Source organism: Nocardiopsis listeri (assembly GCF_020741345.1).
GTDB lineage: Bacteria > Actinomycetota > Actinomycetes > Streptosporangiales > Streptosporangiaceae > Nocardiopsis > Nocardiopsis listeri_A.
Map to the genome: position 1 here is coordinate 1 of NZ_DYZD01000150.1, position 12,226 is coordinate 12,226.

14 protein-coding genes and 1 pseudogene are annotated in these 12,226 nt (G+C 69.9%); 14 read left to right on the top strand and 1 reads right to left on the bottom strand.

What is annotated here, in order from left to right; genetic code table 11:
- Positions 1-11 precede the first annotated feature (11 nt).
- The 13 genes from ffh (at position 12) to K8V84_RS08645 (ending at position 10,817) form a co-directional block, all read left to right on the top strand.
- Positions 12-1,619, top strand: a complete 1,608-nt coding sequence (gene ffh, locus K8V84_RS08585) for a signal recognition particle protein (protein WP_304072762.1) — start codon at positions 12-14, stop codon at positions 1,617-1,619.
- 236 nt (positions 1,620-1,855) lie between these two features.
- Entirely contained in the window at positions 1,856-2,311 is a 456-nt protein-coding gene (gene rpsP / locus K8V84_RS08590) for a 30S ribosomal protein S16 (RefSeq protein ID WP_304072726.1), read from the top strand.
- A 2-nt stretch (positions 2,312-2,313) separates the two neighbouring features.
- Positions 2,314-2,556, top strand: a complete 243-nt coding sequence (locus tag K8V84_RS08595) for an RNA-binding protein (protein WP_067601808.1) — start codon at positions 2,314-2,316, stop codon at positions 2,554-2,556.
- A 160-nt stretch (positions 2,557-2,716) separates the two neighbouring features.
- Positions 2,717-3,235 carry a ribosome maturation factor RimM gene (gene rimM / locus K8V84_RS08600; protein ID WP_304072730.1) on the top strand — a complete coding sequence of 173 codons (519 nt, stop codon included), beginning with the start codon at positions 2,717-2,719 and terminating at the stop codon, positions 3,233-3,235.
- A gap of 46 nt (positions 3,236-3,281) precedes the next feature.
- Positions 3,282-4,040, top strand: a complete 759-nt coding sequence (gene trmD, locus K8V84_RS08605) for a tRNA (guanosine(37)-N1)-methyltransferase TrmD (RefSeq protein WP_304072733.1) — start codon at positions 3,282-3,284, stop codon at positions 4,038-4,040.
- 239 nt (positions 4,041-4,279) lie between these two features.
- Positions 4,280-4,639, top strand: a complete 360-nt coding sequence (gene rplS, locus K8V84_RS08610) for a 50S ribosomal protein L19 (protein ID WP_304072736.1) — start codon at positions 4,280-4,282, stop codon at positions 4,637-4,639.
- Between the two features lie 71 nt (positions 4,640-4,710).
- Positions 4,711-5,580, top strand: coding sequence for a signal peptidase I (gene lepB, locus K8V84_RS08615; RefSeq protein ID WP_304072739.1), 870 nt, complete (start codon positions 4,711-4,713; stop codon positions 5,578-5,580).
- A gap of 247 nt (positions 5,581-5,827) precedes the next feature.
- Entirely contained in the window at positions 5,828-6,160 is a 333-nt protein-coding gene (locus tag K8V84_RS08620) for a DUF2469 domain-containing protein (protein ID WP_304072742.1), read from the top strand.
- An 82-nt stretch (positions 6,161-6,242) separates the two neighbouring features.
- The gene (locus K8V84_RS08625) at positions 6,243-6,617 is read left to right on the top strand and encodes a YraN family protein (RefSeq protein WP_304072745.1); all 375 of its coding nucleotides are present in this window, start codon (positions 6,243-6,245) and stop codon (positions 6,615-6,617) included.
- Positions 6,617-8,134 (top strand): YifB family Mg chelatase-like AAA ATPase, encoded by a 1,518-nt coding sequence (locus K8V84_RS08630; protein WP_304072748.1) that lies wholly within the window; start codon positions 6,617-6,619, stop codon positions 8,132-8,134. Before K8V84_RS08625 ends, K8V84_RS08630 begins: the two co-directional genes overlap by 1 nt.
- Positions 8,135-8,322: 188 nt before the next feature.
- Positions 8,323-9,435, top strand: coding sequence for a DNA-processing protein DprA (dprA, locus tag K8V84_RS08635; protein ID WP_304072750.1), 1,113 nt, complete (start codon positions 8,323-8,325; stop codon positions 9,433-9,435).
- A gap of 141 nt (positions 9,436-9,576) precedes the next feature.
- Positions 9,577-9,936 carry a RidA family protein gene (locus tag K8V84_RS08640; RefSeq protein ID WP_304072753.1) on the top strand — a complete coding sequence of 120 codons (360 nt, stop codon included), beginning with the start codon at positions 9,577-9,579 and terminating at the stop codon, positions 9,934-9,936.
- Complete coding sequence (locus tag K8V84_RS08645; RefSeq protein ID WP_304072756.1) at positions 9,933-10,817, top strand: tyrosine recombinase XerC; 885 nt, start codon at positions 9,933-9,935, stop codon at positions 10,815-10,817. Before K8V84_RS08640 ends, K8V84_RS08645 begins: the two co-directional genes overlap by 4 nt.
- 118 nt (positions 10,818-10,935) lie before the next feature.
- On the opposite strand, the pseudogene K8V84_RS08650 reads toward K8V84_RS08645, so the two are convergent.
- Positions 10,936-11,379 (bottom strand): annotated as a pseudogene (locus K8V84_RS08650) (peptidoglycan DD-metalloendopeptidase family protein); the annotation flags it as partial.
- Between the two features lie 296 nt (positions 11,380-11,675).
- Here K8V84_RS08650 and rpsB point away from each other — a divergent pair.
- On the top strand, positions 11,676-12,226 hold a 551-nt coding region (gene rpsB / locus K8V84_RS08655), incomplete at its 3' end, for a 30S ribosomal protein S2 (RefSeq protein ID WP_304072759.1).

Sequence of the window (12,226 nt, forward strand, 5' to 3'; positions counted from 1 at the left end):
TGGCTGAACTCGTGTTCGAGACGCTTTCCGACCGGCTGACATCGGTCTTCTCCTCGCTGCGCGGCAAGGGGCGCCTCTCCGAAGAGGACATCAACGCGACCGCGCGCGAGATCCGTCTCGCGCTGCTCGAAGCGGACGTCGCACTACCGGTGGTCCGCGAGTTCATCGCGCGGATCAAGGAGCGCGCCCGCGGCGAAGAGGTCTCCAAGGCCCTCAACCCCGCCCAACAGGTCATCAAGATCGTCAACGAGGAACTGGTCGAGATCCTCGGTGGCCAGACGCGGCAGATCCGCTTCGCGAAGACGCCCCCCACCGTGATCATGCTCGCGGGTCTGCAGGGCGCCGGTAAGACCACCCTGGCGGGCAAGCTCGCCAAGTGGCTGTCGGACGACCGCAACACTCCGCTGCTGGTGGCCGCGGACCTCCAGCGGCCCAACGCCGTCACGCAGCTGCAGGTGGTCGGTGAGCGCGCGGGCACCCAGGTGTTCGCCCCCGAACCCGGCAACGGCGTGGGCGATCCGGTGCGGGTCGCGCGCGAGTCGATCGAGCACGCGCGGCGCAACAACCACAACGTCGTCATCATCGACACCGCCGGCCGCCTCGGTGTGGACACCGAGATGATGCGGCAGGCGGCGGACATCCGTGACGCGGTCGAGCCCGACGAGATCATCTTCGTCGTCGACGCGATGATCGGTCAGGACGCGGTCAACACCGCGCAGTCCTTCCTCGACGGTGTCGGCTACGACGCGGTCGCGCTCACCAAGCTCGACGGTGACGCCCGCGGTGGTGCGGCCCTGTCCATCCGGCACCTCACCGGCCGCCCGATCATGTTCGCCTCCACCGGTGAGAAGCTCGAGGACTTCGACCTCTTCCACCCGGACCGGATGGCCTCGCGCATCCTGGACATGGGCGACGTCCTCACCCTCATCGAACAGGCACAGCGCACGTTCGACGAGGCCGAGGTCGAGAAGATGGCCTCGACCATGGCCTCGGACGAGGACTTCACGCTCGACGACTTCCTCGAGCAGATGAAGATGGTCCGCAAGCTCGGACCCATCGGCAACCTGCTCGGGATGATGCCCGGCATGGGCCAGATGCGCGAACAGATCGACAACATCGACGACAAGTCCCTGGACCGCATCCAGGCGATCATCCAGTCGATGACCCCCGCCGAGCGCGCCAACCCCAAGATGATCAACGGGTCGCGCCGACTGCGCATCGCCAACGGCTCGGGTACCCAGGTCGGCGACGTCAACGGCATGGTCACCCGTTTCTTCGAGGCGCAGAAGATGATGCGCAAGATGAAGAACGGCGGCGGCATGCCGGGGATGCCCGGGATGCCGGGCATGCCGGGTGGCGGCGGCAAGAAGGCCAAGAAGGGCAAGAAGCCGAAGAAGGGCAAGCAGCGCAGCGGCAACCCGATGAAGGCCCGTCAGCAGGAGGCCGAGCGCGCCGCCGAGCGGCAGCGCCGGCAGGAGGAGGGGCCGCAGACCCCGCAGCTGCCTCCGGGCCTTGGCGGTGGCGGCGGTGGGCAGCAGCCCAGCCTCCCGCCCGCCTTCGGCGGACCGAACATGCCGGACCTGTCGGGCTTCAAGTTCGGAAAGAACGACGACAAGTGAGCGGTGGCGCGGCCGTTCCCCACGAAGGGGAGTGGCCGCGCCTTCGAATGTGATCGGACTCGTCCGGTGTCCTGGCCAAGGAACCCGCCGGCGTCTGGCACAATGAGGAGTCGACTAACGGTGGCGGGCCGGCCCTCTAACTAGCCTGCCGCTCATGTCCTGCCTCGACGGGTTCCACAACCCCACGTGGGTCGCCGGTCAGGCGCTAACACCGTTTTCGGGAGAAGACCACTCCAGTGGCTGTCAAACTGAAGCTCAAGCGTATGGGCAAGATCCGTACGCCGCAGTACCGCGTCATCGTCGCCGACGCCCGCAACAAGCGTGACGGCAAGGCGATCGAGGAGATCGGCAAGTACCACCCCAAGGAGCACCCGAGCCTCATCGAGGTCGACTCCGAGCGGGTCCAGTACTGGCTGTCCGTCGGCGCTCAGCCGTCCGACGCGGTGAAGGTCCTCCTTCGCAAGACCGGTGACTGGCAGAAGTTCAAGGGCCTGCAGGCCCCGGCTCCGCTCCAGGTCGCCGAGGCCAAGGACCCGGAGGCCAAGGAGGCCGCCTTCCAGGCCGCGCTGAAGGAGCTCGTGCTCCCCGGCCAGGAGAAGAAGACCAAGAAGGCCGAGAAGAAGGCGGAGAAGCCGGCCGAGAAGCCGGCTGAGGACGCCGAGGCCGAGAAGAAGTCCGAGGGCGAGGCCTGATCGTGCTGGAAGAGGCGCTTGAGCACCTCGTGAAGGGGATCGTTGCGAACTCCGAGGACGTCCAGGTGAGAGCCAAACGGCTCCGCAAGGGCAAGGTCCTGGAGGTTCGGGTCCACCCTGACGACTTGGGCAAGGTGATCGGCCGCAACGGCCGCACCGCCAAGGCACTGCGTACCATCATCGGCGCGCTCGCCGGTGGTCGTTACGTGCGTGTGGACCTGCTGGACCTGCACGAAGTGCGCTGACGCGCCTCCCGGGGCACCGGCCAAAAGGTCGGTGCCCCGCACCCGTGCCCGGGCACCCCTGTGGGGCGCCCGGGCACGGTTTTCCCCGAGGTCTTCCGAGGCGCCGACGAGGCGCTCGGTCGAGCTCCGGGGCCGGTATCGATCGAAGGAAAAAGGACTCATGCGACTCGTGGTGGGCCGGATCGGCCGCGCGCACGGTATCCGCGGCGACGTGGCCGTCGACGTTCGCACCGACGACCCCGAGGCCCGGTTCGTCGAGGGCGCCGTCCTCAACACCGACCCGGCGTCGGTGGGGCCGCTCACCATCGCCTCGATCCGTCGACACGGCGGCAAGCTGCTCGTCCGGTTCAAGGGCAAGTCCGACCGCGACGCCGCCGAGGCGCTGCGCGGCACCGCGCTGCTGGTGGACTCCGAGGACATCGCGCCCCTGGACGACCCGGACGAGTTCCACGACCACGAACTCATCGGCCTGACCGCGGTCACCACCGACGGCACGACCGTCGGCGAGGTCGACGACATCCTCCACCACGCCCAGGACGTTCTGGTGATCACCGCCGAGGCCGGCCACGAGGTCCTCGTGCCGTTCGTCGCCGCGCTCGTCCCCGAGGTCGACGTGGCCGCGGGGCGGATCACCCTGGACCCGCCGCCCGGACTGCTCGACCTCCACACCAACGACTGAGCGGCCCGCGCCGCCCCGTCGCCGAGCGAACGAGACCGAGTACGCCGTGCGCATCGACATCATCAGCATCTTCCCCGACTACTTCGCCCCCCTGGACCTGTCCCTGATCGGCAAGGCCCGTACCGCGGGCCTTCTCGACGTGCGCGTCCACGACCTGCGCTCCTGGACCCACGACCGGCACAACACCGTCGACGACACCCCCTATGGGGGCGGCCCCGGCATGGTGATGAAGCCCGAACCGTGGGGGGAGGCGCTCGACGAGGTCATCGCGGACCGGCCGGCCAGGCTGATCCTGCCCACCCCCAGCGGACGCCCCTTCACCCAGGCCGACGCCGAACGTCTGGCCGGTGAGGAGAACCTGGTGTTCGGCTGCGGCCGATACGAGGGAATCGACTCCCGGGTGGCGGTGGACGCGGCGGGTCGGATGCCGGTCGAGGAGATCAGCATCGGCGACTACGTCCTCAACGGGGGCGAGTCCGCGACGCTGGTCATCGTGGAGGCGATCACCCGGCTGTTGCCCGGAGTGCTGGGCAACCGAGAGTCCCACGTGCAGGACTCCTTCGCCTCGGGCGGAATGGAACACCTGGTCGAGGGGCCGGTGTACACCAAGCCGTCCGTCTGGCGCGACCAGGAGGTCCCGCCGGTACTGCTGTCGGGAAACCACGGGGCGGTGGACCGTTGGCGCCGTGACCAGGCGCTGCGCAAGACCAGGCGCAACCGTCCGGACCTGATCGCCGCCACCCCGGACGAGAGTCTGGACGAGCGCGACCGCGAGGTGCTCGCCGAGGAGACCACGCAGGACTGAGCGGGGCATCGCCGAGGCCACATCGCCGATGGTTCGAGTGGCCGTGGGGGATATGGCAAACTGGGAGGGTTCCCCCTCGGTGACCCCAAGGCATCCGCATGCCGGCGGTACGACGTCGGCCTCTGTGTCGGTCACCGGGTGGTTCCACAGTTCAGACCCAATAGGGCCTCGCCCGCGAACCCCCTCCTCGGAACAGCCGAGGGGCAGGACGCGGCGCGCTATCGATGAGGATTCGCGAGATGCACACCGCCATTCAGGAGCTTGAGAAGGCTCAGCTTCGTACCGACGTCCCGGAGTTCCGTCCGGGTGACACCCTCAACGTCCACGTTCGCGTGACGGAGGGCAACCGCACCCGTGTCCAGGTCTTCAAGGGCGTCGTGATCCGCCGACAGGGCGCGGGCAGCCGCGAGACCTTCACCATTCGCAAGGTGAGCTACGGCGTGGGCGTGGAGCGTACCTTCCCGATCCACACCCCGGCCATCGAGAAGTACGAGGTCGCCGCCCGCGGTCGCGTGCGTCGCGCCAAGCTGTACTACCTGCGCGACCTGCGCGGCAAGGCCGCTCGTATCCGCGAGCGTCGCGAGCCCGCCGCCAAGTAGTCCCACTTCTCGTAACCGCATCCGGCCGGAACCGTGCCGCCCAGGTGGGAGGCAGGATAGGCTTTCGGCCGATGGACGAAGACGAGAAGGGCCTCGGTACGGACGGGGTCCAAGACGAGGATTCCGCCCGGCCCGGCCCGGAGGAGCAAGACTCCGCCACTGGCTCCCAGACCCACGATGGTCTGGGAGCCAGTGGTGTCTCCGCAGCCGAGGACCAGGAGTCGGAGGAGAGGGCGGAAGCGGCGATGAGCAAGTCCCAGAGCAGTGCCAAGAAGGGGTCGTTCTGGAAGGAACTGCCCATCCTGATCGTGATCGCGCTGGTGCTCGCGTTCGTGATCAGAACCTGGTTGATGCAGGCGTTCTACATCCCCTCCACCTCGATGGAGAACACACTGCTCGTCGGTGACCGTGTCCTCGTCAACAAGGTCGTCTACCAGGTCCGGGACATCGAGCGCGGTGAGGTCGTCGTCTTCAACGGCGACGGGTCGTGGGACGATCCGAACACCGTGCAGATCCCCGAGCCCACCAACCCGGTCAGCGGCGCGTTCACCTGGGTGCAGCAGCAGTTCGGCGCCGCGCCCTCCGGTAAGGAGTACATCAAGCGGGTCATCGGTCTGCCGGGGGACACGGTGGAGTGCTGTGACGAGCAGAACCGTCTGCTGGTCAACGGTGAGCCCCTCGACGAGGAGGCCTACCTCTACCCGGGCAGCGTGGAGAGCCACACCGAGTTCGGGCCCATCGAGGTTCCCGAGGACCACCTGTGGCTGATGGGCGACCACCGTGCCATCTCGCACGATTCGCGCGCCAACCAGAACAACCCCGGTGGCGGCGCCGTCCCGATCGACCACGTGGTGGGGCGGGCGTTCGTCATCATCTGGCCGTTCGGCCAGGCCGGTGCGCTGAGTGTTCCGGCGACCTTCGAGGAACTCGACTCCGAGTAGGGTCGGGCCCACCTGCCCCATGTTCGAGGACCTTCGGACGGGGTCGGGTGACCGAACGGTCGAAGGAAATCCGTTCGACGGTGCGCGAAAACGCGTTCCGTGACGCATGATGGATCTGGGATCGTATCGGCGTTCTCCGCATGCGTGGTCCGCCTCCCCGACGGGAACAAGTCGGTCGGAGGCGGTGTCCACGGTCGGAGAACCGGCACATCACTACCGGAGAGTGCTGACGAAAGCGAGCGAGCGGATGAGTTCTGAGGACCTGGAGAAGTACGAGGCCGAGATGGAGCTGCAGCTCTACCGGGAGTACCGCGACGTGGTGGGCCTCTTCGGCTACGTGGTCGAGACCGAACGTCGCTTCTACCTCACCAACCACGTGGACCTGCAGCCCCGTTCCACGGAGAACGGGGAGATGTACTTCGAGGTCGTGATGGAGGATGCCTGGGTCTGGGACATGTACCGTCCGGCCCGGTTCGTCCGCAACGTGCGCGTGGTGACGTTCAAGGACGTCAACGTCGAGGAGATCACCAAGTCCGACTTGGAGATGCCACCGACCGAGGGGCCGCCTCCCGGCGAGTGATCCCGGAGTTATCCACAGGCGGGAGATTCCCCCTGGTGCGACGCGAAGCGATCACCGACCGTGGTAACGGGAGGTGGTCGCTTTGCGACGACGGTGGGCCGAGTACCGGCACACACTGGGGCGGAGCGGTGAGGAGCTCGCCGCCCGGTACCTGGAGCGGGCCGGGATGCTCGTCCTGGCCCGCAACTGGCGGGATCCGAACGGCGCCGGGGAGATCGACATCGTGGCCCGGGACGGGCCCGTACTGGTGGTCGCCGAGGTCAAGACCCGCGGTTCACTCCACCACGGTCACCCGCTGGAGGCCATCGACGAACGCAAACGCCGCCGGTTGCGGGCGTTGGGTCGTTCCTGGGCCCTGACGCACCGCCGTCGCCCCGCTCCACTCAGGGTCGACGGCGTGTGCGTCCTGTTCGACCGGGGCCGGGTGCTCCTGTCGCACGAGCGGGGGCTGCGCTGATGACGCTCTCCCGCACCCACTGCGTCACCCTGCTGGGCGTGCAGGGGCACATCGTCGAGGTGGAGGTCCACCTGGGTGGCGGCGACCCCGGGGTGACCCTGGTCGGCCTGCCCGACGCGGCGTTGCGCGAGGCCAGGGACCGCATCCGCGCCGCCGTCGCCAACAGCTCCGAGAACTGGCCCAGCGGCCAGATCACCATCAGTCTGTCCCCGGCCAGCCTGCCCAAGTCCGGCAGCCTGTTCGACCTGGCCATCGCCGGCGCGGTGCTGTCCGCCGCCGGCGAGGTGCCGGTCGACCGGCTCGAAGACACCGTGTTCATCGCCGAACTCGGCCTGGACGGACGCGCCCGGCCGGTCCGCGGGGTTCTGCCCGCGGTGGTCTCCGCCGCCGGACAGGGTTTCACCCGGTTCGTGGTGGCCACCGGCAACGCCGCGGAGGCCCGGTTGGTCCCCGGCGTGGAGGTGATCGCCGCCGCCGACCTCGCCGGGGTGTGTTCCTGGTTGCGCGGCGAGGCTCTGGAGACACCCGAAGAACCGGCGGAGACCGGGCCCCACACCGAGGACCACGGCCCGGACCTGGCCGACGTGCTGGGCCAGCCGGTGGCCCGCCGGGCGGTGGAGATCGCCGCCGCGGGCGGGCACAACATGATGATGCTCGGACCACCCGGAACGGGAAAGAGCCTGCTGGCCGAACGGCTGCCCACGGTGCTGCCCCCGCTCGACCAGAACGAGGCGCTGGAGGCCACCGCCATCCATTCGGTGGCCGGCCTGCTCCCGCCCGGCGCGCCGTTGGTCACCCGGGCGCCCTTCGCGGCGCCGCACCACACCTCCAGCCGTGCGGCCATCATCGGTGGTGGCAACGGCAACCCGGGGCCGGGCTGGGTGTCCAAGGCCCACCGGGGCATCCTGTTCGTCGACGAGGCACCACAGTTCGGCCGCGGAGTGCTGGACTCCCTGCGCGAACCCCTCGAACGAGGCGAGGTGGTCATCGCCCGGGCCTCCGCCACCGTCGCCTTCCCGGCCCGCTTCCAGCTGGTCATGGCGGCCAACCCCTGCCCCTGCGCCAAACCGGGCAACCTGTGCACCTGTCCGGCGGGTGAGCGCAGGAGGTACTTCTCCCGGGTTTCCGGCCCCCTGCTGGACCGGGTCGACCTGAAGGTGGAACTCCAACCGGTGACCCGCGCCGAACTGCTGGCGGATCGGGCCTTCGCCGAGTCCTCCGAGGTGGTGGCCGAACGGGTCGCCTCGGCCCGCGCACGTGCCCGCGCCCGCCTGGCCGACACCCCGTGGAGCACCAACGCGGCGATCCCGGGAGCCCGACTGCGGCGCGACTTCCCGCCGGGCCCCAACGCCCTGCGGGTGTTGGGCCTGGCCATGGACCGCGGACAGATCAGCGCCCGAGGCGTCGATCGCGCGCTCCGAGTCGCCTGGACCCTCGCCGACCTGGCCGACCGCGACCGACCGGGGGAGGAGGAGACCGCCTACGCGTACGCCCTCTGGGCCGGCCGCGCCTGGTGACGGTCCCGGTAACGGACGGCCGAAGCGAAGACCGACACGCCCCGGGACCCGTTTGATCCGGTCTGGTGGCGCACGGAAACCCGCCGAGGGAGCGGGCCTGGAGGGGGAGGGGCGGTTCGTGCCCTTGAGACGGGACGGTGCCCGCGAAGGAAGCGACGAGTGCCGATGAGCGGCGGCGGAGGAAACGGATGTGGGACGAGGCGGCGGCTCGGGCGCGGGCCGCTCTGACGGCGGTGGCGCGACCCGGTGACCTCTGGCTGGCGCGGTTGCTGGCGGAACACGGGGCGGAGCGGGTGTGGGCGGGGTTGGCGGCCGGGGCGCCGCCGCCGGGATGGGACGGCGAACCACCGCCCCGATGGGCGATCTGGGCACGGCGGGCGGTCCGAGTGGACGTCGACCGACTGCTCTCGGAGTCGGCGGAGGCCGGGGTACGGTTCGTCGCTCCCGGCGACCCCGAATGGCCGGGGAGGCTGGACAACCTGCCCGGGGACCGGGACTGCTACGGACTCTGGGTCCGCGGCCACGGGGACCTTCGCAACCTGTGCCTGCGATCGGTCGCGATCGTCGGCGCGAGGGCGGCCAGTCCCTACGGGGAGCACGTGGCCTCCGAACTCTCCTACGGGCTGGCCGAACGCGGCTTCACCGTGGTCTCCGGAGGCGCCTATGGCATCGACGGGACCGCGCACCGGTCCGCGCTGCCGGTCGGTCACACCGTCGCGGTGCTGGCCGGAGGCCTGGACGTGGACTACCCGCGCGGGCACGCCGGCCTGTTCGCGGACGTGACCCGGACCGGGGCACTGGTGAGCGAACGTCCGGTCGGTCGCTCACCGCGCGCTCAGGACTTCCTGATCCGCAACCGGCTCATCGCGGCGCTCACCCCGGGAACCGTGGTGGTGGAGGCGGGCCGGCGCAGTGGGGCGCTCAACACCGCCACGCACGCCAACGGTCTGCACCGGGCCCTCATGGCGGTACCGGGCCCGATCACGTCGGCGACCTCGGTGGGCTGCCACCGGCTCCTGAAGGAGGGACGGGCCACCTGTGTCACCGGGGTCGGTGACGTGGTGGAACAGATCGTTCCCGTGGGGGAGACCTCCCTGCCGGGTCCGGCGGACCTCGACCCGGAGACGGCCCGGGTGCTCGCGGCGGTGGACCGGCGTGGAATGGGCACCGCCGAGGTCGCCAGGCGTTGCGGGGAGGGCCTGGAAGGGGCGATGCGCTCCCTGGGGATGCTCGCCGCCGCGGGGATGGTCGAACGCTGCCCCGACGGCTGGCGCCTGCCCACCGGAAAGGAGGGCGGATGAGCCTATCGGGGCTCGGGGCGATGCCCCTCAGGTGCGGTCGTGCGCGCCCGCCGCCCGGCCGGTCGCCCCGACCCGGGGCCGCGCCACGACCGAACCCCGTCCGGGTGGGTACTCCGGCACCCGCCCGGGTACGGTTTCGACATGGCAAAACCGTACAGCGACGCCCTCCTGGCCGACGGGCCACTGCTGTTCGTCTCCGGACAGGTCCCGGAGGCGCCCGACGGCGAGATCGCTCTCGACATCACCGGGCAGACTCGGCAGATCTTCCGGAACCTCACCGAGATCCTCGACCGGCACGGGGCGGGACCGGGCGACCTGGTCAAGCTGACGTACTACCTGCGTCACATCACCGACCTCGAAGATTTCCGTTCCGCGCTGCTGGAGTGCCTGCCCGACGGTCACCTGCCCGCGGCGACCCTGGTGGAGGTGAGCGGGCTGGTCCACCCCCGCTACCTGGTGGAGATCGACGCCGTCGCCTGCCTGCCCCGGGACCGCGCTTGACCGGTCCCGAGGCACTGGAAGGATTGGCCGGGCACCTGACCGGAGAACTGGGGCGCTCACCCCACACGGTTCGCGGCTACCTGTCCGACCTGCGCTCTCTCCTCTCCCACCTGGACGAGCACGACGCCGACCCGGCCGACCTCGACGTCCCGCTGATCCGGTCCTGGCTGTCCAAGGCACGAGAGAGGGGTTCCGGCCGCTCCACCATCGCCCGTCGGGTGGCGGCGGTGCGCGCCCTCACCCGGTACCTGCACCGGGAGGGGGTCCTGGCGGTGGATCCCGGGCCCCGGCTCTCCACCCCCGCCCAACAGCGTCACCTGCCGACGGTCCTGGACGAGGAGCAGGCGCGCTCCGCGCTGTCCGGGCCCGCCCCGAAGACCCCCGTGGAGCTGCGTCGACACGCGGTCGTCGAACTGCTCTACGCCACCGGGATCCGGGTCGCCGAACTGTGCGCCCTGGATCGGGCCGACCTCGATCGCACCCGCGACACCGTCCGGGTGCTGGGCAAGGGCGACAAGGAACGGACCGTCCCGGTCGGCCGTCCCGCCCTGGACGCCGTCGACGCCTGGACCTCCCGTGGTCGACCCGACCTCACCGGACCCCACAGCGCCGACGCGCTCTTCCTCGGCGCTCGCGGTGGCCGTCTGGGCGTACGTCAGGCCCGAGAGGACGTGTACGCACACCTGCGCGCGGCCGGAATCGAGGCAGGCCCGCATGGTCTGCGGCACAGCGCCGCCACCCACCTGCTCAACGGCGGCGCCGACCTGCGCAGCGTGCAGGAGTTCCTGGGGCACGCCAGCCCGCGCAGCACCCAGATCTACACGCACGTCTCGGTGGATCGCCTGCGTGACGCCTACCGGCGGGCCCACCCGCGCGCCTGACCCCGCGGTCGGCCCCGAGTCCACCCCGGCCTCGTTCGGACACGCTCCGGGCCGGCGTCGCCGGCACGGGCAGGAGGCGGACCTCACCGCGCCCCAGCAGGGAGAGCGGGTCCAGGTAGGCGCGGCCGCGTAGCAGGCCCCAGTGCAGGCAGGTCCGTTCCGCGCAGTGACGTGGTTGGGCCGCCACCACGCCGATCGGCTCGGCGCCGACCGGATCGCCGCGGGAGACGGAGGCCTCCACCGGCGAATAGGTGGTGTGCGTCTCTCCGTGGGTCACGCTCACCACCCCCACCCCGGCGACACCGCCGGCGAACCGTACCCGGCCAGGCCCCGCCGGGTACACGCTCTGCCCCGGTTCGGCGGCCAGGTCCACACCCAGGTGCCCCGGAAGCCAACGCTCCTCGGGCGGATCGAAGCCGCGCAGCACCTCCACCGGAGGATCCAACGGCCACCGCCATGGGCCCTGAACAGAGGCGACGGCCGGTGTGGTTCGGATCGGGAAAACGGGGAACAGCAGGAGCGTGAGGAACAGCGGGAGTGCCCAGAGCCGGGGGTCTGTCATGTTTCCAGGGTGCGTGCCGCGGACGCGTTCCGCCAGAGCCGATCCGAGCCTGTGGACAACCTTCTCCACGTCGATGACGTCCCTGGACACGGAGCCGTCCCGGGGTGTGCTCGGCGGAGGATAGAATCGTTTTCGGCCCACCAGGGTCGAACCACAATTCGCACGCCCACCTGCCTCCCTCGGGAGGGCCTGTGCCCACGGTCCACGCCGCCTCGCGCGGTGTGGTGGTGCGGGCGGGGCGTCAGGTACAACCGACGGCGGAACCCGCGTTCCGCCACCGCAAGGAGGACCAGGTCATGGCCACAGTCGTGACAATTCGCCAGCTCCTGGAGAGCGGCGTCCACTTCGGGCACCAGACCCGTCGCTGGAACCCCAAGATGAAGCGCTTCATCTTCACCGAGCGCAACGGCATCTACATCATCGACCTCCAGAAGTCGCTGGCGTACATCGACCGCGCCTACGAGTTCGTCAAGCAGACGGTCGCCCACGGTGGCACCATCCTGTTCGTCGGTACCAAGAAGCAGGCGCAGGAGGCCATCGACGAGCAGGCTCGCCGTGTCGGCATGCCCTTCGTCAACCAGCGCTGGCTGGGCGGCATGCTCACCAACTTCTCCACCGTCCACAAGCGGCTTCAGCGCCTCAAGGAGCTGGAGGAGATCGACTTCGACGACGTCGCCGGCTCCACGCTCACCAAGAAGGAGCTGCTGAACCTTCGCCGTGAGAAGGACAAGCTCGAGCGCACCCTCGGTGGTATCCGCGACATGTCCCGCGTGCCCAGCGCCGTGTGGATCGTGGACACCAAGAAGGAGCACATCGCGATCAGCGAGGCTCGCAAGCTGAACATCCC

Excerpts from the sequence above, each read along its gene's own strand:
- rimM (WP_304072730.1), top strand. The coding sequence starts at position 2,717 with ATGCGACTCGTGGTGGGCCGGATCGGCCGCGCGCACGGTATCCGCGGC.
- rplS (WP_304072736.1), top strand. The coding sequence starts at position 4,280 with ATGCACACCGCCATTCAGGAGCTTGAGAAGGCTCAGCTTCGTACCGAC.
- lepB (WP_304072739.1), top strand. The coding sequence starts at position 4,711 with ATGGACGAAGACGAGAAGGGCCTCGGTACGGACGGGGTCCAAGACGAG.
- K8V84_RS08620 (WP_304072742.1), top strand. The coding sequence starts at position 5,828 with ATGAGTTCTGAGGACCTGGAGAAGTACGAGGCCGAGATGGAGCTGCAG.
- K8V84_RS08630 (WP_304072748.1), top strand. The coding sequence starts at position 6,617 with ATGACGCTCTCCCGCACCCACTGCGTCACCCTGCTGGGCGTGCAGGGG.
- dprA (WP_304072750.1), top strand. The coding sequence starts at position 8,323 with ATGTGGGACGAGGCGGCGGCTCGGGCGCGGGCCGCTCTGACGGCGGTG.
- K8V84_RS08640 (WP_304072753.1), top strand. The coding sequence starts at position 9,577 with ATGGCAAAACCGTACAGCGACGCCCTCCTGGCCGACGGGCCACTGCTG.